Consider the following 23,940-nt stretch of genomic DNA (forward strand, 5'->3'; position numbering starts at 1 on the left):
TAGTGCAGGCCGCCACTGACAATCACCGCTGCCCGCGAACCCGGCGACGGCCCGCCCTTGACCTCAAGCGCACTTGAGGCCGAACAGTCGAACCCCCGAACCGCCGAACCGCCGAACCAGCCATCACCTGCGGGAGTCCCTGTGCACGCCATCGTTCTGCACGCCTTCGGCCCTGCCGAGAACCTCGTCCACGAGAAGGTGGCGGACCCGGTGCCGGGTCCTGGCCAGGTGCGGATCGCCGTCGCCGCGGCCGGTGTCCACCTGCTCGACACGGCGCTGCGCCAGGGCCACCAGGGCCCGGCACCCCGGCCGACGGAACTTCCGACGATCCCCGGCCGCGAGGTCGCCGGGGTGGTCGAGGCGCTCGGCGACGGCGTCGACGGGCGGTGGCTCGGGCGGCGCGTCGTCGCCCATCTCGGCTTCGCGCCCGGAGGCTACGCCGAGCTGGCGGTCACCGAGGTCGAACGCCTGCATGAGATCCCGGAGAACCTCGGCTTCCCCGAGGCCGTGGCCATGATCGGCACGGGCCGCACGGCCCTCGGCATCCTGCAGTTCGCCGAGCCGGGGCCGGAGTCGGTGGTCCTCGTCCCGGCGGCCGCCGGCGGCATCGGCACGCTGCTCGTCCAGGCCGCCAAGCACGCGGGCGCCACCGTGATCGGCCTCGCGGGCGGCCCCGGGAAGACCGAGCGGGTCCGGGCCAACGGCGCCGACCTCGCCCTCGACTACACCGACCCCGGCTGGCCCGCCGAGGTCCGGGCCCGCTCCGGACCGGTCACCGTCGTCCTCGACGGCGTCGGCGGCGAGGTCGCCCGGCAGGCCGTCGCCCTGCTCGGCGAGGGCGGCCGGCACCTCGTCTTCGGCTGGTCGGCGGAGGGGATCGCGGCCGGCGGCGGGCACGTCGTCGAAGGGCTGTCGGAGTTCGTCCTCGGCCCCGCGATGCTCCGCCGGACCGGCGGCCCCGACCCGCTCCGCACCCTCGAACTCCGCGCCCTGGCCGAGGCCGCCCAGGGCCGGCTGCGCCCCGCCGTGACCCGCTTCCCGCTGACCGAGGCGGCAGCCGCACACCGTGCCCTGGAGACCCGGGCGACCATCGGAAAGGTGGTCCTGGAACCGTGACGGCGCGCGGGAGCGGCCGTGCCGTGACGGGCCGCTGTAGCGCCGGTCCGATGTGGAGTGCGGGTCGTGGCGGGTTGCTCGCGCAGTTCCCCGCGCCCCTTACGGGGCGCCACGGCAGGCGCCCCTTCAGGGGCGCTGGGGGTACCCCCGGCCGAAGGCTGGGGGAGGAACTGCGCGACCAGCCACGACGGCGCCGCTGCCGCCCGACCGCACGGCCCCCCGACCTCCTCGGCGACCGGCTCATCCGGAATGTCAATCACACACCCGGCGTTGCCGCCGTGCATGAATCGCCTCATGGGATTTCTCCGGGGACTCGGCGGCACGGTGTGGGCATACGTCCGCAGCGCCCCCGGTACGTACATCTGGCTGGCGATCCTCTTCGTGACGGCCTTCGCGCTGCACCGCATGTCACCGGAGTTCGAGCAGCAGTTCCTGCGGCAGCGGTCCACCAACATCCGGGAACTCTCGGACAACCCGGTGCGGGTGCTGGTCGCCAGCGCGATGTGGATCGAGGGCGGGCACTGGGTGCCGTACGCCTTCCTCTACACCGTCTTCCACGCGTCGGCGGAACGCTGGCTGGGTACCGTCCGCTGGCTCGCGGTGTGCGTGATCGCGCACGTCCTGGCCACCCTGATCAGCGAGGGCGCGCTGCTGAAGGGGATCCACGACGGCATCGTCCCGCACTCCGCGGTCAACACCCTGGACATCGGGGTGAGTTACGCGCTGGCCGGGGTGATCGCGGTGCTCGCGTACCGGATCGCGACCCCCTGGCGGTACCCGTACCTCGGGGCCGTCCTCCTCGTCTACGGGCTGCCGCTGACCGAGTCGCCGACCTTCACCGACCTCGGACACTTCGTCGCGGCACTGATCGGTCTCGCCTGCTATCCGCTGGTCAGAGGGCGCGGAAAAGCATGGAATCCGAAGGAGACACTGGCCGCGCTCAAGGGTTAACGTCCGCACATGAGCAGCTCGGCAAGCAGGTCGGCAGGCAGCGTCGTCAACGGCGGCATCTCCTTCTGGTACGCGGACGACGGCCTCCCGGCGGTACGGGAGCCGCTCGCCGGTGACGCCTCGGCGGACGTGGTGATCGTGGGCGGCGGCTACACCGGACTGTGGACCGCGTACTACCTGAAGAAGGCCGCGCCCTTCCTCCGGGTCACCGTCCTGGAGCAGAAGTTCTGCGGCTACGGCGCCTCCGGCCGCAACGGCGGCTGGCTCTACAACGGCATCGCCGGCCGCGACCGGTACGCCGCGCTGCACGGCCACGAGGCCGCCGTACGCCTCCAGAAGGCCATGAACGAGACCGTCAACGAGGTCGTGGCGGTCGCCGCCGCCGAGGGCATCGACGCCGACCTGCACAAGGGCGGGGTCCTTGAGGTCGCCACCACCCCGGCCCAGCTGGCCCGCCTGAAGGCGTTCCACGAGCACGAGCTGTCGTACGGCGAGAAGGACCGCGAGCTGTACGGCGCCGGGGAGGCCAGGGAGCGGATCCGCGTCGCCGACGCGGTGGGCGGCACCTGGACCCCGCACGGCGCCCGCCTGCACCCGGTGAAGCTGGTGAAGGGCCTGGTGGCGGCCGTGGCGGCACTCGGCGTGGACATCCACGAGTCCACCCCGGTGACCGAGATCCGGCCCCGGCACGCCGTCACGCCGTACGGCACGGTCCGCGCCCCCTACATCCTGCGCTGCACCGAGGGTTTCACCGCGAACCTGAAGGGCCAGAAGCGCACCTGGCTGCCGATGAACTCCTCGATGATCGCCACCGAGCCGCTCACGGCGGAGCAGTGGGCGTCGGTGGGCTGGGAGGGCCGGGAGACGCTGGGCGACATGGCGCACGCGTACATGTACGCGCAGCGCACGGCCGACGGGCGGATCGCGCTCGGCGGGCGCGGGGTGCCGTACCGGTTCGGCTCGCGGACGGACAACGACGGCCGCACGCAGGACGCGACGATCGAGGCGCTGCGCGAGATCCTCGTCCGGTTCTTCCCGTCCCTGGCGGCTGTCGCGGTCGAGCACGCCTGGTCGGGGGTGCTCGGGGTGCCGCGGGACTGGTGCGCGACCGTCACCCTGGACCGTACGACGGGGCTCGGCTGGGCCGGCGGCTACGTCGGTTCCGGGGTCGCCACCACCAACCTGGCCGCCCGCACCCTGCGCGACCTCGTCCAGCTCGACTCCGGCCAGGCCGGCCGCACCGCCCTCACCGAACTCCCCTGGGTGAACCACAAGGTCCGCAAATGGGAGCCGGAGCCCTTCCGCTGGCTCGGCGTCCAGGGCATGTACGCCACCTACCGCGCGGCCGACCAGCGCGAACGCCTCCACCCGAGCACCGAGTCGTCCCGACTGGCCCGAGTGGCGGACCGGGTGGCGGGGAGGCACTGAAAGAGCCCCCTGTCGGATTCGAACCGACGACCTTCGCTTTACAAGAGCGGCGCTCTGACCAGCTGAGCTAAGGAGGCGTGCGCGCACCCGGGGTGCGTGCCAGTGCAGTGTACCCAGGTCCCGGGTGCGGCCTGTCGAAAATTTCCGCGAAGTTCACAGGCCTCCAGGTACTGACATACAGGGTGAACGCCAGGTACCGTCCTGATCCAGTTCACTCGCGTGGACTACCCGAGTGGACTACACCAACCACCTTCCTACAACGGATCGTCCGGCACGTTCCTGCCGGTAGAAGGGGGCCTCTGAGCCATGGCCACTGTCACGTTCGACAAGGCGACCCGGATCTACCCGGGCTCCACCAAGCCCGCCGTCGACGGCCTCGACATCGCGATCGAGGACGGCGAGTTCCTCGTCCTGGTCGGCCCGTCGGGTTGCGGCAAGTCCACCTCGCTGCGGATGCTCGCGGGCCTGGAGGACGTCAACGGCGGCGCCATCCGCATCGGTGACCGCGACGTCACGCACCTGCCGCCGAAGGACCGGGACATCGCCATGGTGTTCCAGAACTACGCGCTCTACCCGCACATGAGCGTCGCCGACAACATGGGCTTCGCGCTCAAGATCGCCGGCGTCAACAAGGCGGAGATCCGGCAGAAGGTCGAGGAGGCCGCGAAGATCCTCGACCTCACCGAGTACCTGGACCGCAAGCCGAAGGCGCTCTCCGGCGGTCAGCGCCAGCGTGTCGCGATGGGCCGCGCCATCGTCCGTGAGCCGCAGGTCTTCCTCATGGACGAGCCGCTGTCCAACCTGGACGCCAAGCTCCGTGTCTCGACCCGTACGCAGATCGCGTCGCTGCAGCGCCGCCTCGGCATCACCACCGTCTACGTCACCCACGACCAGGTCGAGGCCATGACGATGGGCGACCGCGTCGCGGTCCTCAAGGACGGTCTGCTCCAGCAGGTCGACTCGCCGCGCAACATGTACGACCGCCCGGCCAACCTCTTCGTCGCCGGCTTCATCGGCTCCCCCGCCATGAACCTGGTCGAGGTCCCGATCACCGACGGCGGTGTGAAGTTCGGCAACAGCGTGGTGCCGGTGAGCCGTGAGGCGCTGCAGGCCGCCGCCGACAAGGGTGACCGCACGGTGACCGTCGGCGTCCGCCCCGAGCACTTCGACGTCGTCGAGCACAACGGCGAGGCCGCCTCCGCCCTGTCCAAGGACACCGAGGACGCCCCGGCCGGCCTCGCGGTCTCCGTGAACGTCGTCGAGGAGCTCGGCGCCGACGGCTACGTCTACGGCAGCGCCAAGGTCGGCGACGACCTCAAGGACCTGGTCGTCCGCGTCAGCGGCCGCGCGGTCCCGGAGAAGGGCGCCACGCTGCACGTCGTGCCGCGGCCGGGCGAGACCCACGTGTTCTCCACGTCCACGGGTGAGCGTCTCTCCGACTGAGCGATCCGACTGAGCGATCCGACCGGTCGATCAGGCGTCGATCAAGCAGAGAAACCTGTGACCAGGGTGAATTCACCCAGGTTGACGGAAAGGGCCCCGCGACCTGCTGCGGGGCCCTTTCCGTTGCCCCGATTTACCCCGGCAAGCGGGTGGTTTTCGAGCAGTGTGCGTCAACCCCGTACCCAAAACACGGGGCTTCTCCATCCCCCGAACCGGTGACTAAATGTCGCCAAATCATTACCGCACGCTACCCTCACACGCGTGAAGCACTCCACCACCCCACAGACACGACGCGGCCACCGGGGCGGCCCTGCCCGCCGGATCGGCCGCACTCTCGCCCTTGTCCTGCCCGTCGTCCTGGTGCTCTCCGGGACCCTCGCGGTCACCCGCGTCAACTGGACCGGGTCCCCGCGGAGCTCGGTGCTCACCGCGACCGACGTGACCGACGCGCAGGTCTCCTCCAAGGCCGTCGCCCAGGCCCCGCAGGACGTGCTGCGCGAGCAGCTGATGACCGAGCTCCAGGACAAGAACCCGGGCCAGGTCCTCACCCACCTCCAGCAGGCGGTCAACGGCCACCCGTCGCTGGCGCGGCACTGCACGTCCATCGCCCGCGCGCTGGGCCGGGCCGCGGTGCGGATGTACGGCGCCTCGCGCGCCCAGTCGTACGCCCGCCCGGTCTGCGACACGTCCTTCGCGTCGGGCGTGCTGGCCGCGCACAGCTGAGTGCCGGTCGGTAAGCAGGTAATGGCTCCCTAAGAGGACCCCTGCGGCTGGAAGCCGGCCCCGGGGCGCCACGTACAGTTCGGGCATGACCCATCCGAACGCCGCGTTGCGCCCCACTCAAGCCGTGGTCCTGGCAGGTGGCCAGGGCTCACGGCTTCGTCCGTACACCGACGACCGGCCCAAGCCGATGGTCGAGATCCCGGGTACGGGCACGCCGATCATCGGCCACCAGCTGACCTGGCTCGCCGAGGAGGGCGTCACCGACGTGGTGGTCTCCTGCGGCCATCTCGCCGAGGTCCTGCAGAAGTGGCTGGCGACGGCCGACCTGCCGCTCTCCGTCACCACGGTGGTGGAGACCGAGCCGCTGGGCCGGGGCGGCGGCCTCAAGTACGCGGCCGCGCACCTTCCCCACTCCGACCGGCCCTGGTACGCCACGAACGGCGACATCTGGACGCGGTTCTCGCTGCGCGACATGGCCGACTTCCACACGGAGCGGGACGCGGTGGCGACGCTGGCGCTGGCCAGGCCGCGGATCCCGTGGGGCGCCGTGCAGACCGACGGATTCGGCCACATCACGGACTTCATCGAGTCACCGCCGTCGACGTTCGAGATCAACGCCGGCGTCTACGTCTTCTCTCCCGAGTTCGCCGCGATGCTGCCGGAGCGGGGGGACCACGAGCGCACCACGTTCCCGCACCTGGCACGGAGCCGGCAGCTGGCCGGGTTCCCGATCCCGCAGGGGGCGTACTGGCGGGCGATCGACACCGCGAAGGACCTGACGGAGGCAGCGAAGGAACTGGCCGCGCTCGGGCGGTAGGCCGAAGGGGAGGTGCGGCCGGCTCGTCGGCTGCGGGGTTCCCCGCGCCCCTTAGGGGGGTGTGACCGGCAGTTCGTCGGCTGCGGGTACGTGGGAGCTGTTCGCGCAGTTCCCCGCGCCCCTTGAAGGGGGCGGTTCGGTGGTGCCCCGTAAGGGGCGCGGGGAACTGCGCGACAAGCCACGACGGTGCCGCGGTCGGCAGACGGCGCAGCGCGCCCCTTCGGTACGCCCGGTACGCCGCAGCCCCGCGCCTCTCCAGCGCGGGGCTGCGTCAGCAGGAAGCGGCCGTCAGCCGAGGAGGCCGCCCACCAGGCCCGGCTGGCCCGAGGAGGAGGCGCCGCCGGAGGTTCCGGTGCCGGTGCCGCTGCCGCCGGTCGTGGTGGACGAGCCGCCGGTCGCGGCGCCGCCCGAGGTCGGGCCCGCGGTCGTCGGCGCGGGAGCGGTGTGCTGGGGCGGGGCCTGGCCCGTGGTGCCCTGGGTCTCGCTGGGCGTCGTGGTGGTGGCGCCGCTCGTGGTGCGGTCGGCACCCGGGGTGGTCGCCGCCTGCGAGGGGCTCGCCGTGACACCCCCGGAGGGAGCCGTGGACGCCGACGGAGCCTTCTGCCGGGACTTGGCCGACTCACCGGGCAGCGGGGAACCGGGGAGGTTGTTGCGGGGCGCCTCGCCGGGCCCGGGGACGACCACCCGGCTGGAGTCGCGGACCGCGCCGCCCAGGAGCGAGCCGACGAGGAGGGTGAGGCCGATGGTGATGCCCGTGATCAGGGCGCCGCGACGGAGTACGAAGGCGCGCAGCTCCCAGATGTCGGAGTGCGGGCCGAGCCGTCGCCAGGCGCTGCCCGCGAGGCGGCCGTCCACGGAGTAGACGGGGGCGCCCGCGATGATCAGCGGGGACCAGGCGGCGAGGTAGATGATGTCGGGGGCGTCGTAGGCGGGGACGGTCTTCCAGCTGACGGTGACGATGAGCGCGGCGGAGAGCAGCGCGCCGACCACCGCGGCGACCCGCTGCCAGCAGCCGAGGACGGTCAGGACGCCGACGATCACCTGGAAGAAAGCGATGACGAGCCCGGAGCCGACCGGATGCTGGAGGGCGAACTGGCGCAGCGGCTCGGCGACCTCCCAGGGGTGCAGCGTGTTGAGCCAGGTGACCATGGAGCCGCGCTTGCCGCCGTCGAAGTAGACGGGGTCGCAGAGCTTGCCCATGCCGGCGTAGATGGAGATGAAGCCGAGGAAGATGCGGAGCGGGAGGAGGACCACCCCGAGGTTCATCCGGCGGCCGGGGTAGTAGGCGTGCCGGGCCGGGTCGCCGTCGCCGGCCCGGCGGGCCGACCGCGTCTCCTCGAAGTCCTCGAACTCGTCGTCGCCGTAGGGCGGTTCGCCGTACGCCGGATCGCCGTAGGCCGGGTCGTCGTAGGCGCTGCCCACCGCCGGCATGTTCGGGAGCAGCCGGTTCTCGCCGGAGGCCGGGGAGCGCGGGTGGCCGACCATCGGCGTCTCGACGGTCTGTTCGAGAACGTCGTAGCGGTCGTCGACGCGCGGGATGACCTGGGTCGCGCCCGCCGGTTCGGCGGGCTCCTCGGCGTGCCGGACGCTGCCGCCCCGGACGGCCTGGAGCAGCCGGTGGGCGCCGGTGTCGTCGGGCGCGGACTTGCCGCTCCAGACGACCGGGCGGCGCCGGCCGGGCGCCGCCCCCGCTCTGCCCGCCGTGCCGACGACCGGGATGCGCGCGGTGTCCTCGGTGGCGCTCAGGTGCCGTGCGACCCGGGGGGATTGGGTACGCCGTGTCGATACGCCCAACTGCACGCGGAAACTCGCGTGGTTGACGATGACCTGCGCCGGATCGCTCGGCACCTTCACCATGCTCAGCGCGGGAGCGTCGTCGAGCCCGGAGTCGAATCCGGAGCGGAATCCCGACGAGCGGCCCGTGGGTGTGCGGGGTGTTCTGGTGTCCACACTCATCTAACCGAGTGACGTGGAGTTAGGACACTGCTTTGACCGGCCGGATGTGTCCGGACCCCGTCAAGGATGTCCCGGACGCCCGAATTAACCCGTGCAGGTGAGGTTACGGACGTCTGTTCACCCGCGTCGGCGCGCCGCCTCGTACAGCACGATCCCCGCCGCCACACCCGCGTTGAGCGACTCGGCACCGCCCGGCATCGGGATCCGGACCCGGAAGTCGCAGGTTTCGCCGACCAGCCGGGACAGGCCCTTGCCCTCGCTGCCGACGACGATGACGACGGGCCCGCCGAGGGCCTCCAGGTCGCCGATCTCGCGCTCGCCGTCCGCGGCGAGGCCGACCACCACGATGCCGGCCTTCTTGTACGCCTCCAGGGCCCGGGTCAGGTTGGTGGCGCGGGCGACGGGCGTACGGGCCGCCGTACCGGCCGACGTCTTCCAGGCACCGGCGGTCATGCCGGCCGCGCGCCGCTCGGGGACGACCACGCCGTGGCCGCCGAAGGCGGAGACCGAGCGGACGACGGCGCCCAGGTTGCGCGGGTCGGTGACCCCGTCGAGGGCGACGATCAGCGGGTCCTCGCCGTCGTCGTAGGCCGCCTCGGCCAGGTCCTCGGGGTGCGCGTACTCGTACGGCGGGACCTGGAGGACCAGGCCCTGGTGGTTGAGGCCGTTGGTCATGCGGTCCAGCTCGGGGCGCGGGGCCTCCATGAGGTTGATGCCGCCGCGCTCGGCCACGAGCTGCAGGGCCTCGCGGACCCGCTCGTCGTTGTCGATGAACTGCTGCACGTAGAGGGTGGAGGCGGGGACGCCCTCGCGCAGCGCCTCCACGACCGGGTTGCGGCCGACGACCATCTCGGACGTGCCCTTGCCGCCCCGGCCGCGCGCCACCGGACGGCGCTGGACCTGCTTGGCCTTGGCCGTGGCGATGCGGTTCTTCTTGTGTCCCTTGCGCATCTCGGCGGGCGGGGTCGGCCCCTTGCCCTCCAGGCCCCGGCGCCGCTGGCCGCCACTGCCGATCTGCGCGCCCTTCTTGCCGGACATGCGGCGGTTGTTGGCTGCCATGAGTTACCCGTCTCCGTGAGCTTCGTTTCGTACGTACGTCTTATGCAGTGTGCCGCCCGGGGGGCCGGGCGGCACAGTTGATCTTCAGATCCGGGGCGGCTAGGACTTGAGGGTCCAGCGCGGGCCGGACGGACTGTCCTCGATCGCGAGGCCGGACTGGTTCAGCTGGTCGCGGATGGCGTCGGCGGTCGCCCAGTCCTTGCGGCCGCGGGCGGACTCGCGCTGGTCGAGGACGAGGCGCACCAGCGCGTCGACGACCCCGTGCAGGTCCTCGCCCTTCTCGGCGCCGCCGGACCAGTGCGGGGCCAGCGGGTCCAGGCCGAGGACGCCGAGCATGGCGCGGACCTCGGCGAGGCGGGCGACGGCGGCTTCCTTGTCGTCGGCGGCGAGGGCGGAGTTGCCCTGCCGGACGGTGGTGTGCACGACCGCGAGGGCCTGCGGGACGCCCAGGTCGTCGTCCATCGCCTCGGCGAAGGCCGGCGGGACCTCGGGCGAGGGCTCGACGGTTCCCCCGGCCAGCTCCACCACGCGCTGCGCGAACCCGTCGATCCGCGCGAACGCCTGCTCGGCCTCGCGCAGCGACTCCTCGCTGTACTCGATCATCGAGCGGTAGTGCGGGGTGCCCAGGTAGTAGCGCAGCACGATCGGGCGCCAGTGCTTGACCATCTCCGAGACGAGCACCGAGTTCCCGAGGGACTTCGACATCTTCTCGCCGCTCATGGTGACCCAGGCGTTGTGCACCCAGTACTGGGCGAAGTCGTCGCCGAACGCCTTGGCCTGGGCGATCTCGTTCTCGTGGTGCGGGAAGATCAGGTCGAGGCCGCCGCCGTGGATGTCGAAGGCCTCGCCGAGGTACTTGTGGGCCATCGCCGAGCACTCCAGGTGCCAGCCGGGCCGGCCGCGCCCCCACGGCGTCTCCCAGCTGGGCTCGCCCGGCTTGACGGCCTTCCAGAGCGCGAAGTCCCGCTGGTCCCGCTTGCCGGTCTCGCCCTCGCCCTCGGGCTGGCGGAGGTTGTCCAGCTCCTGGTTGGAGAGCTGGAGGTAGTCCGGGTAGGAGCGCACGTCGAAGTAGACGTTGCCGTCGGCCTCGTAGGCGTGCCCGCGCTCGATCAGCCCGCGCATCATCTCGATCATCTCCGGCACGTGCCCGGTCGCCCGGGGCTCGTACGTCGGCGGGAGGCAGCCGAGCGCGGTGTAGCCGTCGTTGAACGCGCGCTCGTTCTCGTAGCCGATCGCCCACCAGGGGCGGCCCTGGTCGGCGGACTTGGCGATGATCTTGTCGTCGATGTCCGTGACGTTCCGGACGAACGTCACGTCGTAGCCGCGGTATTCGAACCAGCGGCGCATGATGTCGAAGTTCAGGCCGGACCGGATGTGCCCGATGTGGGGCGCCGCCTGCACGGTGGCACCACAGAGGTAGATCGAGACACAACCCGGCGTGAGCGGGGCGAAGTCACGGATCTGCCGGGCGTTGGTGTCGTACAGGCGAATAGTCACGGGACCTAGGGTAGTGGGCCGACAGTAGTGGGTGGGACCGGTATGTGCAGTGCCGTGGGCGTGTGCGGGCAGTGGGGGTCGAGTGCGCAGTTTCCCGCGCCCCTTGAGTGGGACCGCTTACGCCCGCTTGACGACCAATGCCGTTGCGACAGCCATGAGGCCCTCTCCCCTGCCGGGGAATCCGAGGCCGTCCGTCGTGGCCCCCGAGACGGAAACCGGGGCCCCCGCCGCGTCGGAAAGGATCTTTTCGGCCTCGTCCCGCCGCTTGCCGATCTTCGGACGCTCCCCCACGACCTGCACGGCGACGTTCCCGATGGTGAAACCGGCGGCCCGGACGATACGGGCGGCCTCCGTCAGGAGGGTCACCCCGGACGCACCCGACCACTCCGGGCGACCGGTGCCGAAGTGCTGCCCCAGGTCACCCAGCCCCGCCGCCGAGAACAGGGCGTTGCACGCCGCATGGGCGACGACGTCCGCGTCCGAGTGGCCGGCGAGCCCCGGGCCCTCGCCCTCCCACTTCAGGCCGGCGCACCACAGGTCGCGGCCCTCCTCGAAGGCGTGGATGTCGGTGCCGATGCCCACGCGGGGCAGCAGCGGCAGCTCAGAAGCCATCGTTCAGCCTCCTGCGGGCCAGGACCGCCTCCGCGAGGACCAGGTCGAGGGGGCGGGTGACCTTGAAGGCCTCCTCGTGGCCGGGGACGACCACGACCCGGTCGCCGAGCTGCTCGACCATGCCGGCGTCGTCGGTGACGCTCTCGGTGACCGTCTCGTGGGCGCGCACCAGGGTGCGGCGGTCGAAGCCCTGGGGGGTCTGGACGGCACGCAGACGGGCGCGCTCGGGGGTGGCGAGCACCGGCTCCGGGTCGCCGGGGGTGGTGGCCGGCTCGACCTCCTTCACCGTGTCGGCGAGCGGAAGGGCCGGGACCACGGCCGGGGCGCCGTCGCGGACCGCCTGGATCACCGCGTCGACCGTGTCGACGGGGACGAGCGGGCGGGCGGCGTCGTGGACGAGGACGATGTCGTAGTCCGGGGGCAGCGCGTCCAGGCCGAGCCTGACCGACTCCTGGCGGGACTCGCCGCCGGGGACGACGAGGAAGTCGGTGCGGTCGGGAAGCGCATGGGCGTCGAGGAGGGACTTGACCTCGGGCGCGCCGTCGGGCGGGGCCACCACGACGACCAGGGAGACGGCGCGGGAGGCGGCGAGGGCGCGTACGGCGTGGATGAGCATCGGCGTGCCGTTCAGCGCGCGTAGCGCCTTGGGGGCGCCCGGGCCGAGCCGTACACCCCGGCCGGCGGCGGGAATCACGGCTGCCGTGCGCAGTGCGGTACGGGGTTCCGCACCCGGTTCCGTACGCGAAGGACGCGAATCGTCAGACATCGGTTCCTGTCAGGTTTGTGTGCGGGCCTGGCGTGGGTATGGCCTGGGAAGTGCCGGGCGCGACGCCTTGACCGGACCCTTCCGTGACACTGGTCGAGCCAGCAGCCCGGGCCCGGCACGCCTAGTATCCGGGGTTCCCCGGACTGGTACCGGGGACATCCCCGAAGGCGTACGCAAACATGCCGCAGCGCCCGGCGACAGGGAAAGTGTCATCGGGCACCGCGGCATATCGGGTGTGCGGAGCTTCAGCGTGCCGAGCCGGACAGCGTCTGCGTCAGGACGCGAGGACCTCGTCGAGCAGGGCCTCGGCCTTGTCCTCGTTGGTGTTCTCCGCGAGGGCGAGCTCGCTCACCAGGATCTGGCGGGCCTTGGCGAGCATGCGCTTCTCACCGGCGGAGAGTCCGCGCTCGCGCTCACGACGCCACAGGTCACGCACGACTTCCGCGACCTTGATGACATCGCCGGAGGCGAGCTTCTCCAGGTTTGCCTTGTAACGACGGGACCAGTTCGTGGGCTCCTCGGCGTACGGCGCGCGCAGCACCTCGAAGACCCGGTCCAGCCCGTCCTGACCGACCACATCACGCACGCCGACGAACTCCGCATTGTCCGCTGGCACACGTACCGTCAGGTCACCCTGGGCGACCTTCAGCACCAAGTAGGTCTTGTCCACGCCTTTGATCTGGCGAGTTTCGATGGCCTCGATCAGCGCGGCCCCGTGATGGGGATAGACCACGGTGTCGCCAACCTTGAACGTCATGTGACAGGTACCCCTTCCGTGGCTATCCAGGGTAACACGGAAACCGGCGGTTCTGAATGGCGTTTTCGCAGGTCAGGGCATATCTCGGGGCTTGACAACAGCAACAGGAACGTGCTTCGCGAGCTGTCCGGAAGCAGGTATTCGCAGGTGGGAGCGGCTCTCCGGGCGAGGTGAAACGCGCACGTTACACACATCCGGACGCCCGCCCGAGCGGCCGAACGTCCCCATATGTCCACTTCCAAGCGTACGACTTCCGCTACTCCGTTCGGTTGCCGGAGCCGGATCCCGGCCGTTTCCGGAATTGATCACGGGGTCCGGCCGAACGTCCGACTGAACGGTACGTGAAGCCGTACCCGAAGCAGTGCGTGATCAATTTCCCAGGTGGCCGCGCATTCCTTCACGGAAATTTTGCGCGCGGTGTTGTGGACGGGTTATGTGAATGCCGGACGCGCGTCGCTCCAGCCGCTCCAAAGTGGCCGAAGGGGCACTTGTGGATGCCCGTGCGTACCCCCTGCCAGGGGGAAGCGCGGGGCTTGGGGAGGGTCGGGTGCGGTCGAGCGGGAACGGCTCGGTAACCTAAGGCCGCTGACAGACACTTAGGGCGGCTTTATAGGGGGCCGCCCGTGCGTTCAAGGAGTTGCCGCCGCCGTGAGCAGCAGCCTTCGACGCGGCGCCCTCGCCGCCTCCACCATCGCCTTCTCCGTCGCCGCGCTCTCCGCCTGCGGCGCGGGCAACAACTCCCAGACGCTGGAGGTCAAGCCGGACAACGCGGCGGCAACTGTCGGCGACATCAAGGTCCAGAACGCGACCGTGATCACCCAGCCCGACCTCACGTCGACCGGCCCGGCCGTGGTCTCCGCGACCATCTTCAACACCGGCACCGAGCCGGAGACGCTGCAGTCGATCGTGGTCGCCGGCACCGGCAAGACCGCCGAGCTGCACGCCACCAAGACCCAGCCGCTGACCATCCCCGGCGGTGGCCGGCTGATCCTGGGCGGCAAGGACAACGCCTCGGCGGTGCTGGGCAGCAGCCGCGAGGCGGTCCAGGACGGCAACGCCCAGAAGATCACGTTCACCTTCAGCAAGACCGGTGACGTCAGCCTGCGCGCGTTCGTCGTGCCGGCCGAGAGCTTCTTCACGGGCTGGGGCCCGAGCGCGGTCCCGTCCGCCTCGGCGTCCGCGTCCGCCTCCTCGTCGGCCTCCGCCACCGGCTCCGGCGCCCCGGCCGCGGGCTCGACCGCGAGCGAGAGCGCCAAGGCGGGCAAGAAGAACAAGGAGTCCGAGAGCGCCACCCCGAGCGACTCGGCCTCGGAGTCGACGAACGCGGGCTGAGCAGCCACCCCGAAGCACACAGGAGGGCGGCACCCCGAGGGGTGCCGCCCTTCAGCACTGAGGAGAACGCTCCGAGGCCGGAGTGCGCGCCCCCGCAGGGACGCTGGGGGTACCCCCGGCCGAAGGCTGGGGGAGGAACTGCGCGGCCCGCCCCCGCCGGCCCGCAGATCGTCTCTACGGACGACGGCACGGGCAGTGGGCCACCGCGGTCCGGCCGAACCCCGTCCTCGCACCCCTCGCACCGCCACGCGGGCATCGGGGCGCTGCGCCGGACTCCGGTCGCCGGCCGGCCGCAAGGCCGGTGTTTACGGCTCGAACTTGTAGCCGAGACCACGCACCGTCACCAGATACCGCGGCGCGCCCGGGTCCGGCTCGATCTTCGCGCGCAGGCGCTTGACGTGGACGTCGAGGGTCTTGGTGTCACCGACGTAGTCGGCGCCCCAGACCCGGTCGATGAGCTGCATACGGGTGAGCACGCGGCCGGCGTTGCGCAGCAGCATCTCCAGGAGGTCGAACTCCTTGAGGGGGAGGTCGACCTTGGAGCCGGAGACCGTCACGACGTGGCGGTCGACGTCCATGCGGACCGGGCCCGCTTCGAGGGCGGCCGGCGTGACCTCCTCCGGCTCGCCGCGGCGGCGCAGGACGGCCCGGATACGGGCGACCAGTTCGCGGGAGGAGAAGGGCTTGGTGACGTAGTCATCGGCTCCTATTTCGAGCCCGACAACCTTGTCGATCTCGCTGTCCTTGGCCGTCACCATGATGACGGGGACGTTGGAGCGGCCGCGCAGCTGGCGGCAGACCTCGGTGCCCGGCAGGCCGGGCAGCATCAGGTCGAGGAGGACGAGGTCGGCGCCGTTGCGCTCGAACTCGTCGAGTCCGTCGGGGCCCGTGGCCGCCACAGCGACCTCGAAGCCCTCCTTGCGGAGCATGTACGACAGGGCGTCGGAGAAGGACTCCTCGTCCTCGACGACAAGCACTCGGGTCACGGAAGGACCTCCGGGGCGGGAAGCGGTTCGTACGGGGATGACTCGGTGGTACCGGCCTCGTCGTCGAGGTCGGGGTCGGGGTGCTGCGACGCGCGGTCGCGGGCCACGCCCGCCTCCGGCAGCCTGAGGGTGAACGTGGAGCCCTGGTTCTCGGCGCTCCACACCGTGACCTCCCCGCCGTGCGAGGCGACCACGTGCTTGACGATGGCGAGGCCGAGACCGGTGCCACCGGTGGCCCGCGAGCGGGCCGGGTCGACGCGGTAGAAGCGCTCGAAGATGCGCTCCTTGTCCTTGTCGGTGATGCCGATGCCCTGGTCGGTCACGGCAAGCTCGATCATGTCCCCGCCGGTCGCGCTGACCCGGCGGGCTGCTATCCCGACCCGGGTGCGGGCCGGGGAGTAGTTCACGGCGTTCTCGACCAGGTTGCCGAGGGCGGCGGCGAGCTGGCCGCGGTTGCCCCAGACATGCAGGTCGGCGGTGCCGCCCGCGGCCATGGTGATCTGCTTGGTGCCGGCCTGGTGCCGGCACCGGTCGATCGCCTCGGCGACCAGCTCGTCGACCCGGACGGGCTCGGCGTCCTCCAGCGGGTCGTCGTTCTGCACTCTCGACAGGTCGATGAGCTCCTGGACCAGGTTGGTCAGGCGCGTGGCCTCGATCTGCATGCGACCGGCGAAGCGCTGCACGGCCTCCGGATCGTCCGAGGCGTCCATGACGGCCTCGGAGAGCAGGGAGAGCGCGCCGACCGGGGTCTTCAGCTCGTGACTGACATTCGCCACGAAGTCCCGCCGTACCGCCTCGATGCGGCGGGCCTCGGTGAGGTCCTCCACGAGGAGCAGCACGAGCCGGGAGCCGAGGGGTGCCACCCGTGCGGAGACGGCCAGGGCCTCGCCCCGTCCGGTCCCCCGCCTCGGGAGGTCCAGCTCGACCTGTCGTATCTCGCCGTCCCGCCTGGTGTCGCGGGCCATCCCGAGCATCGGCTCGATGGCGAGTTTGCCACCGCGCACGAGTCCGAGGGCGTATGCCGCCGAGCTGGCCTTGACGACCGTGTCCGCCTCGTCGAGGACGACCGCGGAGGAGCGCAGCACGCTCAGTACGGTGTCCACACCCGGGGGCAGCACGGGGTCGGTGTGCAGAGAAGTCCTGGTCGGTCGCTTCTGGTCGCGTTCGCTCCAGCGGAACGCCAGCATGGCGATGACACCGGTAAGCACCCCGGCGATCGCTGCCGCTGCGGCGACCGCCGCGTTCACGTCCATGCAAACAGGTTAAGCAGGGGGTACGACATCCCCACAGTCCGCGAGGTGTCAGCTCGAACACTCGTCGCCCAGAGTTCACCTTGGAGCCAGTATTGGTTCATTTGGGGTGGCAGAAACGGACGCGTAGGGACCGGAACGTGGGAGCGTGGGGTTCGCAGCTGGTTTCGGCCACGGCCCCCGGCCCCCGGAACCCCTGGACCACGCATACGAGAGGGAACCCTGATGCGGGACGCGTACCACGAGGAACTCGATTCGATCGGCGACAGCCTGGTCGACATGGCCCGCCTGGTCGGATCGGCGATCGGACGCGCCACGACGGCGATCCTCGACGGCGACCTCAAGCTCGCCGAGAGCGTCATCGAGGCCGACCAGAAGGTGGACGAACTCCACCACGACCTGGAGGCGCGCGCGATAGCCCTGCTCGCCCGCCAGCAGCCGGTGGCGACGGACCTGCGGATCGTCGTCACCTCGCTCCGTATGTCCGCCGACCTGGAGCGCTCCGGCGACCTCGCCCAGCACGTGGCGAAGCTGGCCCGGCTGCGCTACCCGGCCAACGCCATCCCGCACGACCTGCACGCCACCATCCTGGAGATGGGCCAGCTCGCCCAGCGCCTGATGGCCAAGGCCGCCGAGGTCATCATCACCAAGGACGTCGACCTGGCCCTCCAGCTGGAGCAGGACGACGACGAGATGGACCTGCTGCACCGCACGATCTTCCAGCACCTGCTGGACGACCGCTGGAAGCACGGCATCGAGACCGCCGTCGACGTGACCCTCCTCGGCCGCTACTACGAGCGGTACGCCGACCACGCGGTCGCCGTCGCCAAGCGCGTCGTCTTCCTGGTCACCGGCGAGCACGCGGACGAACTGCAGCCCGACATCCAGCCGGTGACGGGCGCCGAGGGGGCGTAACCGCCCGGGCGGGCGGGGCTCGCGAGGTGCGGGGCGGGCGCGAGGCACCACCATGCGCCGCCGTGCGCTGTTGATGCGCCCAGTGAAACGGGCATGGAATGGGCAAAGGCACCACGCCCTGCATCCAGGGCACCTAGGGACCTCTAGGAGGGATCCATGGCCGAATCCCCCAGCACCACGCCCGACCCCACGCAGCAGCACGAGACCGACCAGCCCGCCGAGATCAAGAACCTGCTGGTCATCGGCGCCTGCGGGTGCGGTTCGGGCTGCGGCTGCGGCTGCCAGTCGGGCAGCCCCTGCCAGTGCGGCTGAGCGGACACGTCAGCACACGTCGGCGCACGTGAGCGCACGTGCGCCACGGCGAAGGGCCCCGGACTCCGGTCCGGGGCCCTTCGCATGCCGTGCCGCGACGGCGGGCGCAGCATGGAGGTGGGACCGACACCGCGAAGGAGGTGGCAGCCATGCCGCAGTACATGGACGTCCACCACGGGATGAAGGGCATCACCGCCGACGAGCTGAAGAAGGCCCACGAGGCCGACCTCGCCGTCGAGAAGGAGGAAGGCGTCCACTTCGAACGCGCCTGGGCCGACCCCGGCTCCGGCAAGGTCTACTGCCTCTCCGAGGCCCCCTCGGCCGAGGCGGTCAAACGCGTCCACGAACGCGCGGGCCATCCGGCGGACGAGATCCACCAGGTGCCGTTGTCGATCTGATGAATACCGCGGACCGACATCCAGCCGCTTCGGTCGCTTCGGTCGCTGCAGCCGCCTCGATCGCTGCGATCGCCTCCGTCGCTTCAGCCGCCTCGGTCGCTTTCAGGCGGAGGGCAGCGCGGCCAGCCAGTCGACGAGCAGCCGGTTGACCTCGTCGGGCCGTTCCTGCTGGATCCAGTGCCCGCAGCCGTCGAGGATGTGGGAGGAGACCAGGCCCGGGAGGGTGACCGGGTACGCCTCGATGGCATCGGCCAGCCAGGTCGTGGAGGCGTCGAGGCCGCCGCCGACGAACAGGGACGGCTGGGTGATCGGGGCGCCGTCGTAGGCCGCGAGGTCCTCCCAGTCGCGGTCCATGTTCCGGTACCGGTTGAGTGCCCCGGTCAGTCCGGTGCGCTCGAACTCCCCGGCGTAGACGTCGAGGTCCCGCTCACCGAGCCACTCGGGCAGCCGTCCGGCGGGGAACCGCTCCCGGAGCGTGCCCCCTCGGCCGACGAAGTGCGGGTCGGGGGCGCCGGGTCCGGGCATGGTGTCGCCGGACAGCGCGCCGTAGAACCCCGCGAGCCAGCCCCGCACATCGGGTTCGATCTCGGCCTCGGCACGCCCGGGCTCCTGGAAGTACGAGACGTAGAACTCCTCGCCCCCGCCCCCGCCCTCGTCCCCGTCCCCGTCCGTCCCTCTCATCCCCGCGAAGATGTCACTGGGCCGCGGCCCGCCACGCGGCGTGTACGGGACACTCAGCAGTCCCACGGCCCGGAACACCTCCGGCCTCAGCAGCGCGGAGTTCGCGGCGACGGCCGCGCCCCAGTCGTGCCCGACGACCACCGCCGACTCCTCGCCGAGAGCCCGTACGACCTCGACGTTGTCCGCCACGAGTTCGACCATCCGGTACGCGTCCGGCGCGGCCGGCCCGGACGAGCGCCCGTACCCCCGCACGTCGACGGCGACCGCCCGGTACCCCGCCGCGGCGAGCGCCGGCAGCTGGTGCCGCCAGGAGTACCAGCTCTCGGGAAACCCGTGCACGAGCAGCACGAGAGGCCCGCTCCCCTGCTCGACGAGATGGATCCGCCGTCCGTCCGCGAAGACCACCCGATGCTGCGCTGCCATACGCCCTCGCCTCCCTTGCCCTTCTGCCTCACCGATCCGCCGACGTGACCGCCGGCCCTCCACAGATCATGCGAAGCCACCCGTCAGGAGGCCGAGCCCGTTTGCCGATTCGGCAAACCACGACCTCACGCGGCCGGTCGGCCCCTGGGCACGCTCCGGGGATCATGCGAGGGTGACCCCATGACGCCGGCACCGGAAGCGATCGACGAGGTCGAGGAACTCGCGGTGGACGGGCTGCGATGGCTGACCGGGGCGGCGCGGGAGACTCCCGAGGGCGGCCTGGCCTGGACCACGAGGCCCTCCGACGACACCCTCAACCCGACGCTCTACACCGGTACGGCCGGAGTCGTCCCCGTACTCCTCGACGCCTGGCGCCACTTCGACGACGACTCCTACGCCGACGCCGCCCTGCGCGCGGCCCGCAGCCTCGCGGACTCCGTCGACGGCTTCGACGACGACTCCCTGTACTTCGGCCGTACCGGAATGGCGCTCGTCCTGCGGGCCGTGCACGAGGAACTCGGCGACGCGGCCGCCGGCGCCGCGGCCGACCGCGCGTTGCACATCGTGCGGTCGCGCTTCGACGGCACCCGCTGGGGCGACCTGTTCGAGCTGATGGGCGGCAACGCGGGCATCGGCCTGGGCGCCCTGCTGTCCGGCGACCCCGAGCTGGCCGTGCTCGCCCTGGAGCCCTATCTCCGCACGGCGGAACGGACTGCGGCCGGCGTCCACTGGCCCCACCGCACGGGTACCGACTCCCGGCTGCACCATATCTCGCACGGCACGCTCGGCATCGTCCTGGCGCTCGCCCGCGTCGGCGACGCCACCGGACGGACGGACCTGCTCGAACTGGCCCTGGCCGGCGCCGCGGACGTCGTATCGCGCGACGAAGCGGGGCCGGAGGGGTTCCTGGTACGGCACTCCACCCCTCAGTACCGCCCCGAACTGATCGAGCCGATCAGCTACGGCTGGTGCCACGGCCCGGCCGGGGACGCGCAGGTCTTCCGGCTGCTGCGGGACCTCACCGCCGACCCCGCCTGGACCGCCCTCGCCGACCGCTGCTGGCACACGGTCACCCACTCCGGCCTGCCCCGGCGGCTGCGCCCCGGCTTCTGGGACAACAACGGCCGCTGCTGCGGCACCGCGGGCATCCTCGCCCTGGCCTGCGACCGGATCGCCGAGCAGCAGGACGCCGAGCAGCAGGACGGGAACGGGGACGGCTTCGCCGGCCTCCTCGTCACGGACCTCACCACCCACGCGACCCGCGACAGCGCCGGCGCCCGCTGGTCCAACACCGAACACCGGGCCGCCCCCACCGCCCTCGAACCCTGCACCGGCTGGGCCATGGGCAACGCCGGCATCGTCCGCGAACTCCTCCGCTTCGTACGCCTGCACCGCACCCCAGCCGACCCCGACTACACGTTCACCTGGCCGGACCACGCTCCGCCCAGGAGAAGTCCCTCCCCCGACGGCGTGAACTAGGTGGCGGGCAGGTCCTCGGCCTTGACGACCGGGGCGGCGAACATGGCGCCGAGGTTGTTCCACTCGAAGCCCTCCCGCCAGCCCGGCTTCCCGGCCGCCCAGTCCACGAGAGCCTCACACGCCTTCTCCCGGGAGGCGGTCACGGTCTGGTAGTGCTCCGCGGGAACACCGTCCCGGTACTCCAGCTGGTAGGTGCCGTCGTCACGGAACAGCACCTGGACATACCAGTCACCGTCACGCTCCTCGTCCTTCCGCTCAAGAATCATGTAGTCGCCCTGCCGCAGCTCGGCGAGCATCGTGTCCATAGCCGGCGCCGAGGGCCACTCCACCACGCGCCCCCTGCCGTTCCTCGCAATCAGCATGGGCAGAGCATGCCGGATGGGTCTGACAACGGCGGCTCCCGGGAACTCCCGGCGTCCGTGGTGCGCACGTCTGCGACCGGCCGATCGACCGCAGTCAGGCATGGGTGCCCTGCAACCCGGCCAGTCCCGCGATCAGTTCAGGGACGGGCCGCGGGAACGCCCGGTAGGCATGGCTGGGCCGCCCGCCTAAGGCCGCCGGATAATCCCGTCATCCGAGATGTGCGCGGCGTTCGGGCCGAAGTCCTCCTCCGACATGGTGGAGACGAGGTCGATCGCATCGCCGCCCGGCTCCGGCGTGCCGGGGGCCACGATCCGGGTCGGGTTCAGGCGCCCGGACACGTAGGTGCCGTCGGCGCCGAGGGTGACCTGGAGGACGCCGCTGGTCGAGAGAGTGCCGCCGAGGCCGAGCACCTTGTAGCCGGAGAAGTTCCCCAGGCTGTAGGCGATCAGCCGGCCCTTGTAGAACTCCATTCCCCGCATCACGTGCGGGCCGCTGCCCACGACGAGGTCGGCGCCGGCGTCGATCACCGCGCGGCTGAAGCGGTAGCTGTCGCCGCGGTCCTCGCCGAGGAAGTACTCGGTGCCGGGTTCCACGTGGGTGCGGTCCGAACCCTCGGCGCCGGCGTGCATGGTGACGATCACGACGTCCGCCATCGCCGCGGCGCGGGCGGTGAGTCGCTGTGCGGCGGGAATGTCGGTGAGGTCGTTCGCCCCTCGGTCGGGAGCGAACCCGATCAGTGCGACCCTGATGCCGTGTACCCGCTGGACGGTGATCTGGCCCAGGCGGCCGGTGAACGGCAGGTCCACGGAGCGCAGCGCGGCGAACGTGTCGCGCCGCCCCTCCGCCCCGAAGTCGTCGATGTGGTTGTTCGCGGTGTTCAGGACGGTGAACCCGGCGTCCTTGAGCCGACGGCCGTAGGACGGCGGGGCGTGGAACGCGAAGCAGTTCGGGCCGTCGATGTACTCGCACTTGCTGTCACCGCTGGTGGTGAGCGTGCCCTCCAGGTTCCCGAGCACCACATCGCCCGTGAGCAGGCCCTCGACCGGGTCGAAGAACGAGGCGCCGTCATCCGGTGGCAGGTCGTCCGGCAGCGAGCCCATGACGATGTCTCCCACGGCGGCGATCCGCACGTTGCCGGCCGGGCGGTGCGGCGGCGCCGGAGCACCGGACGGCGCGGTCCTCGTCGTCAGCGGGACGGGTTGGGCGGCACCACCGGAGGTCGCATCCTCGGAGCCGCCGCGGAGCACGCACGCCGCGACAGCCACCGCGCCGACCCCGACCAGACCGAGGGCGAACAGGCGGCGCCGGCGCACCGTCTGCTGCCGCTCGCGCCGCGGCCGGGGACGCCATCCGACTGACCTGATCATTTGGTCATATTACGAAGCGTGCATCTCTATTTGACGGAGGGTTATCGACGGCGTGTTCCGGAGGCGGACTGCAGCAACCGGCCCACGACACCAAGAAGCCCCCACCCTGCCGGAACACAGCAGGTCGGGGGCTTGTCGGCGTCGGGTTACTTCTTCTTGCCCTGGGTCTTGTCCGGGATCTTGGTGAGCTGGGTTTTTGCTGGTCAGGAGTGGTGGGCTCGTCCTTCTGTTGGTCGTCGTTGGTCGTCCTTGGCTACTGTCGAGCGGCCTCGGACGGCCCAGGGACGGCCCAGACAAGGGCGCGGCGGCCCGTTCGGCGGCCTACGCGCTGATGGGCAACTCTCGGGCTCGATGGCGTGCTTGGGCCCGTAGCTCCTTCAGGCGACTGTGAAACGCGTTGCGGCGGTTCTGGTCGAGGTTCAACGGTAGGTCGAGCTGAGAGATGAGCTGGGACTCCAGGTCCCATGGTTCGCTCTGCTCGATCCAGCACACTCGCGCGTTGTCCGCCATCCACTGGCTCAGGCTGGCTTCGCCGGACTTGCCGAAGGTCATCCGCTTACCGCTGCCCACGCGACGCAGCTCAAGTCCGAGCAGACATCCGAGGGTGAGCCGCAGCGTTGAGCCGGCCGCGTTACCCCGGTAGTGGTAACGCACGCGCTTGCGCAGGTTCTGGGTGCTGGCGCGGTTCGCCATGTGCCGCGGGGCTATCCCGACATACAGAAGGCGCCCGGCGTCCAGGCCTGTATAGGGAGACTGTTTGAAGTGCCACCCGTAGACTCCTGCCGCCGCTGGGACAGGGCTCGGGCGCATCAAGACCTCCTGCGCTGACCACAACCGATCAGGACTGACGAGAGCGGTAGCTTCCACGAAGCCTCCAGGCGTGCCACGGCTGATCGTTGCAGGCTACTGGTCGGCCGCTGACAGGACATCTCTGACCGGTACAGCTACTTGACATCAGCTTGGGAGGCTTGGGTGCCGCAGTTGCGGAAGCCCTGCCGAACTGCACGGTAACAGCGTGTCTTGCTGGGTACCTCTCTACAGCGGCAACTCCGCTTCAGGGCACCAACAGCATCAAACTTCCGCTCCTGAGTGCTTGGTGCAGTGTTCGCCGGACACAGCATCTTCGATCATGCAATATCGACACAGAGGGCCTTGGCGAGCCACTGCGGGAAGTCGTGTCCTCACAGAGACGTTGGATAGGGCGAATCGGAGAGTCTGTGCAAAATCGGAACACTAATGCGGATAATTCCGAAAAAGATGTCGCTGCATTGACAGAGGTGACCAATCGGCTACTTTCAATTATCCGATC

23 protein-coding genes and 1 tRNA gene are annotated in these 23,940 nt (G+C 70.8%); 11 read left to right on the forward strand and 13 right to left on the reverse strand.

Annotated elements, in window-relative coordinates:
* The first annotated feature begins 141 nt into the window (after positions 1 to 141).
* The 3 genes from ACFZB3_RS19160 (at position 142) to ACFZB3_RS19170 (ending at position 3,495) form a co-directional block, all read left to right on the forward strand.
* A complete protein-coding gene (locus ACFZB3_RS19160; RefSeq protein WP_391376798.1) occupies positions 142 to 1,116 on the forward strand; it encodes a zinc-binding dehydrogenase in 975 nt (324 codons plus the stop codon).
* 294 nt (positions 1,117 to 1,410) lie between these two features.
* Positions 1,411 to 2,067, forward strand: a complete 657-nt coding sequence (locus ACFZB3_RS19165; protein WP_391376799.1) for a rhomboid-like protein — start codon at positions 1,411 to 1,413, stop codon at positions 2,065 to 2,067.
* A 9-nt stretch (positions 2,068 to 2,076) separates the two neighbouring features.
* Complete coding sequence (locus ACFZB3_RS19170) at positions 2,077 to 3,495, forward strand: FAD-dependent oxidoreductase (protein ID WP_391376800.1); 1,419 nt, start codon at positions 2,077 to 2,079, stop codon at positions 3,493 to 3,495.
* A gap of 3 nt (positions 3,496 to 3,498) precedes the next feature.
* Here the strand turns inward: ACFZB3_RS19170 and ACFZB3_RS19175 are convergent.
* A tRNA-Thr gene (locus ACFZB3_RS19175) sits at positions 3,499 to 3,572 on the reverse strand.
* 229 nt (positions 3,573 to 3,801) lie between these two features.
* Between ACFZB3_RS19175 and ACFZB3_RS19180 the strand changes: the two genes are divergently transcribed.
* The 3 genes from ACFZB3_RS19180 to ACFZB3_RS19190 all read left to right on the forward strand — a co-directional run bounded on the left by ACFZB3_RS19180 (position 3,802) and on the right by ACFZB3_RS19190 (position 6,478).
* The gene (locus ACFZB3_RS19180; protein WP_391376801.1) at positions 3,802 to 4,938 is read left to right on the forward strand and encodes a sn-glycerol-3-phosphate ABC transporter ATP-binding protein UgpC; all 1,137 of its coding nucleotides are present in this window, start codon (positions 3,802 to 3,804) and stop codon (positions 4,936 to 4,938) included.
* Positions 4,939 to 5,199: 261 nt separating this feature from the next.
* The gene (locus tag ACFZB3_RS19185) at positions 5,200 to 5,661 is read left to right on the forward strand and encodes a hypothetical protein (RefSeq protein ID WP_391376802.1); all 462 of its coding nucleotides are present in this window, start codon (positions 5,200 to 5,202) and stop codon (positions 5,659 to 5,661) included.
* A gap of 85 nt (positions 5,662 to 5,746) precedes the next feature.
* Complete coding sequence (locus ACFZB3_RS19190; protein WP_391376803.1) at positions 5,747 to 6,478, forward strand: sugar phosphate nucleotidyltransferase; 732 nt, start codon at positions 5,747 to 5,749, stop codon at positions 6,476 to 6,478.
* 288 nt (positions 6,479 to 6,766) lie between these two features.
* Here the strand turns inward: ACFZB3_RS19190 and ACFZB3_RS19195 are convergent, their stop codons facing one another.
* The 6 genes from ACFZB3_RS19195 to ACFZB3_RS19220 form a co-directional block, all read right to left on the reverse strand.
* Complete coding sequence (locus tag ACFZB3_RS19195) at positions 6,767 to 8,434, reverse strand: DoxX family membrane protein (protein WP_391376804.1); 1,668 nt, start codon at positions 8,432 to 8,434, stop codon at positions 6,767 to 6,769.
* 117 nt (positions 8,435 to 8,551) lie between these two features.
* Positions 8,552 to 9,493 carry a 23S rRNA (guanosine(2251)-2'-O)-methyltransferase RlmB gene (rlmB, locus tag ACFZB3_RS19200; RefSeq protein ID WP_391376805.1) on the reverse strand — a complete coding sequence of 314 codons (942 nt, stop codon included), beginning with the start codon at positions 9,491 to 9,493 and terminating at the stop codon, positions 8,552 to 8,554.
* Positions 9,494 to 9,592: 99 nt separating this feature from the next.
* Complete coding sequence (gene cysS / locus ACFZB3_RS19205) at positions 9,593 to 10,990, reverse strand: cysteine--tRNA ligase (RefSeq protein WP_391376806.1); 1,398 nt, start codon at positions 10,988 to 10,990, stop codon at positions 9,593 to 9,595.
* Between the two features lie 117 nt (positions 10,991 to 11,107).
* Complete coding sequence (gene ispF / locus ACFZB3_RS19210) at positions 11,108 to 11,602, reverse strand: 2-C-methyl-D-erythritol 2,4-cyclodiphosphate synthase (protein WP_391376807.1); 495 nt, start codon at positions 11,600 to 11,602, stop codon at positions 11,108 to 11,110.
* Entirely contained in the window at positions 11,592 to 12,368 is a 777-nt protein-coding gene (gene ispD, locus ACFZB3_RS19215; RefSeq protein WP_391376808.1) for a 2-C-methyl-D-erythritol 4-phosphate cytidylyltransferase, read from the reverse strand. Before ispD ends, ispF begins: the two co-directional genes overlap by 11 nt.
* Positions 12,369 to 12,642: 274 nt before the next feature.
* Positions 12,643 to 13,125, reverse strand: coding sequence for a CarD family transcriptional regulator (locus tag ACFZB3_RS19220; RefSeq protein ID WP_003953493.1), 483 nt, complete (start codon positions 13,123 to 13,125; stop codon positions 12,643 to 12,645).
* A 648-nt stretch (positions 13,126 to 13,773) separates the two neighbouring features.
* Here ACFZB3_RS19220 and ACFZB3_RS19225 point away from each other — a divergent pair.
* Positions 13,774 to 14,457, forward strand: a complete 684-nt coding sequence (locus ACFZB3_RS19225; protein WP_391376809.1) for a DUF461 domain-containing protein — start codon at positions 13,774 to 13,776, stop codon at positions 14,455 to 14,457.
* Between the two features lie 305 nt (positions 14,458 to 14,762).
* Here ACFZB3_RS19225 and ACFZB3_RS19230 read toward each other — a convergent pair whose 3' ends face one another.
* Together ACFZB3_RS19230 and ACFZB3_RS19235 are read right to left on the reverse strand one after the other, a co-directional pair.
* Positions 14,763 to 15,443: a response regulator transcription factor gene (locus ACFZB3_RS19230; RefSeq protein ID WP_010358452.1), complete on the reverse strand. Its 681-nt coding sequence runs from the start codon at positions 15,441 to 15,443 to the stop codon at positions 14,763 to 14,765.
* Positions 15,440 to 16,696: an ATP-binding protein gene (locus tag ACFZB3_RS19235; protein ID WP_391376810.1), complete on the reverse strand. Its 1,257-nt coding sequence runs from the start codon at positions 16,694 to 16,696 to the stop codon at positions 15,440 to 15,442. Before ACFZB3_RS19235 ends, ACFZB3_RS19230 begins: the two co-directional genes overlap by 4 nt.
* Before the next feature lie 222 nt (positions 16,697 to 16,918).
* Here ACFZB3_RS19235 and phoU point away from each other — a divergent pair, with 222 nt between their 5' ends.
* The 3 genes from phoU to ACFZB3_RS19250 all read left to right on the forward strand — a co-directional run bounded on the left by phoU (position 16,919) and on the right by ACFZB3_RS19250 (position 18,318).
* Positions 16,919 to 17,608, forward strand: coding sequence for a phosphate signaling complex protein PhoU (gene phoU, locus ACFZB3_RS19240; RefSeq protein WP_351703228.1), 690 nt, complete (start codon positions 16,919 to 16,921; stop codon positions 17,606 to 17,608).
* 156 nt (positions 17,609 to 17,764) lie between these two features.
* Positions 17,765 to 17,920: a hypothetical protein gene (locus ACFZB3_RS19245; RefSeq protein WP_177233040.1), complete on the forward strand. Its 156-nt coding sequence runs from the start codon at positions 17,765 to 17,767 to the stop codon at positions 17,918 to 17,920.
* Positions 17,921 to 18,069: 149 nt separating this feature from the next.
* The gene (locus ACFZB3_RS19250) at positions 18,070 to 18,318 is read left to right on the forward strand and encodes an SCO4226 family nickel-binding protein (RefSeq protein WP_391376811.1); all 249 of its coding nucleotides are present in this window, start codon (positions 18,070 to 18,072) and stop codon (positions 18,316 to 18,318) included.
* 102 nt (positions 18,319 to 18,420) lie between these two features.
* On the opposite strand, the gene ACFZB3_RS19255 is transcribed toward ACFZB3_RS19250, so the two are convergent.
* Positions 18,421 to 19,422: an alpha/beta fold hydrolase gene (locus ACFZB3_RS19255; protein WP_391376812.1), complete on the reverse strand. Its 1,002-nt coding sequence runs from the start codon at positions 19,420 to 19,422 to the stop codon at positions 18,421 to 18,423.
* Between the two features lie 180 nt (positions 19,423 to 19,602).
* On the opposite strand from ACFZB3_RS19255, the gene ACFZB3_RS19260 reads away from it, so the two are divergent.
* Positions 19,603 to 20,901, forward strand: a complete 1,299-nt coding sequence (locus ACFZB3_RS19260) for a lanthionine synthetase LanC family protein (protein WP_391376813.1) — start codon at positions 19,603 to 19,605, stop codon at positions 20,899 to 20,901.
* On the opposite strand, the gene ACFZB3_RS19265 is transcribed toward ACFZB3_RS19260, so the two are convergent.
* From ACFZB3_RS19265 to ACFZB3_RS19275, 3 genes are all read right to left on the reverse strand, one after another.
* Positions 20,898 to 21,263: a hypothetical protein gene (locus ACFZB3_RS19265; protein WP_391376814.1), complete on the reverse strand. Its 366-nt coding sequence runs from the start codon at positions 21,261 to 21,263 to the stop codon at positions 20,898 to 20,900. The genes ACFZB3_RS19260 and ACFZB3_RS19265 overlap by 4 nt on opposite strands.
* Before the next feature lie 186 nt (positions 21,264 to 21,449).
* Positions 21,450 to 22,631, reverse strand: a complete 1,182-nt coding sequence (locus ACFZB3_RS19270) for a CapA family protein (RefSeq protein WP_391376815.1) — start codon at positions 22,629 to 22,631, stop codon at positions 21,450 to 21,452.
* Between the two features lie 321 nt (positions 22,632 to 22,952).
* Entirely contained in the window at positions 22,953 to 23,441 is a 489-nt protein-coding gene (locus ACFZB3_RS19275; RefSeq protein ID WP_391376816.1) for a GIY-YIG nuclease family protein, read from the reverse strand.
* Between the last annotated feature and the right edge of the window lie 499 nt (positions 23,442 to 23,940).

The organism is Streptomyces sp. NPDC008092, from assembly GCF_042957285.1.
Taxonomy (GTDB): domain Bacteria; phylum Actinomycetota; class Actinomycetes; order Streptomycetales; family Streptomycetaceae; genus Streptomyces.

Bases quoted from the DNA above. Each gene is read 5' to 3' on its own strand.
- ACFZB3_RS19165 (WP_391376799.1), top strand. From the start codon at position 1,411: ATGGGATTTCTCCGGGGACTCGGCGGCACGGTGTGGGCATACGTCCGC.
- ACFZB3_RS19170 (WP_391376800.1), top strand. From the start codon at position 2,077: ATGAGCAGCTCGGCAAGCAGGTCGGCAGGCAGCGTCGTCAACGGCGGC.
- ACFZB3_RS19180 (WP_391376801.1), top strand. From the start codon at position 3,802: ATGGCCACTGTCACGTTCGACAAGGCGACCCGGATCTACCCGGGCTCC.
- ACFZB3_RS19190 (WP_391376803.1), top strand. From the start codon at position 5,747: ATGACCCATCCGAACGCCGCGTTGCGCCCCACTCAAGCCGTGGTCCTG.
- ACFZB3_RS19195 (WP_391376804.1), bottom strand. From the start codon at position 8,434: ATGAGTGTGGACACCAGAACACCCCGCACACCCACGGGCCGCTCGTCG.
- rlmB (WP_391376805.1), bottom strand. From the start codon at position 9,493: ATGGCAGCCAACAACCGCCGCATGTCCGGCAAGAAGGGCGCGCAGATC.
- ispF (WP_391376807.1), bottom strand. From the start codon at position 11,602: ATGGCTTCTGAGCTGCCGCTGCTGCCCCGCGTGGGCATCGGCACCGAC.
- ispD (WP_391376808.1), bottom strand. From the start codon at position 12,368: ATGTCTGACGATTCGCGTCCTTCGCGTACGGAACCGGGTGCGGAACCC.
- ACFZB3_RS19220 (WP_003953493.1), bottom strand. From the start codon at position 13,125: ATGACGTTCAAGGTTGGCGACACCGTGGTCTATCCCCATCACGGGGCC.
- ACFZB3_RS19235 (WP_391376810.1), bottom strand. From the start codon at position 16,696: ATGGACGTGAACGCGGCGGTCGCCGCAGCGGCAGCGATCGCCGGGGTG.
- phoU (WP_351703228.1), top strand. From the start codon at position 16,919: ATGCGGGACGCGTACCACGAGGAACTCGATTCGATCGGCGACAGCCTG.
- ACFZB3_RS19245 (WP_177233040.1), top strand. From the start codon at position 17,765: ATGGCCGAATCCCCCAGCACCACGCCCGACCCCACGCAGCAGCACGAG.
- ACFZB3_RS19250 (WP_391376811.1), top strand. From the start codon at position 18,070: ATGCCGCAGTACATGGACGTCCACCACGGGATGAAGGGCATCACCGCC.
- ACFZB3_RS19255 (WP_391376812.1), bottom strand. From the start codon at position 19,422: ATGGCAGCGCAGCATCGGGTGGTCTTCGCGGACGGACGGCGGATCCAT.
- ACFZB3_RS19260 (WP_391376813.1), top strand. From the start codon at position 19,603: ATGACGCCGGCACCGGAAGCGATCGACGAGGTCGAGGAACTCGCGGTG.
- ACFZB3_RS19265 (WP_391376814.1), bottom strand. From the start codon at position 21,263: ATGCTGATTGCGAGGAACGGCAGGGGGCGCGTGGTGGAGTGGCCCTCG.
- ACFZB3_RS19270 (WP_391376815.1), bottom strand. From the start codon at position 22,631: ATGATCAGGTCAGTCGGATGGCGTCCCCGGCCGCGGCGCGAGCGGCAG.
- ACFZB3_RS19275 (WP_391376816.1), bottom strand. From the start codon at position 23,441: ATGCGCCCGAGCCCTGTCCCAGCGGCGGCAGGAGTCTACGGGTGGCAC.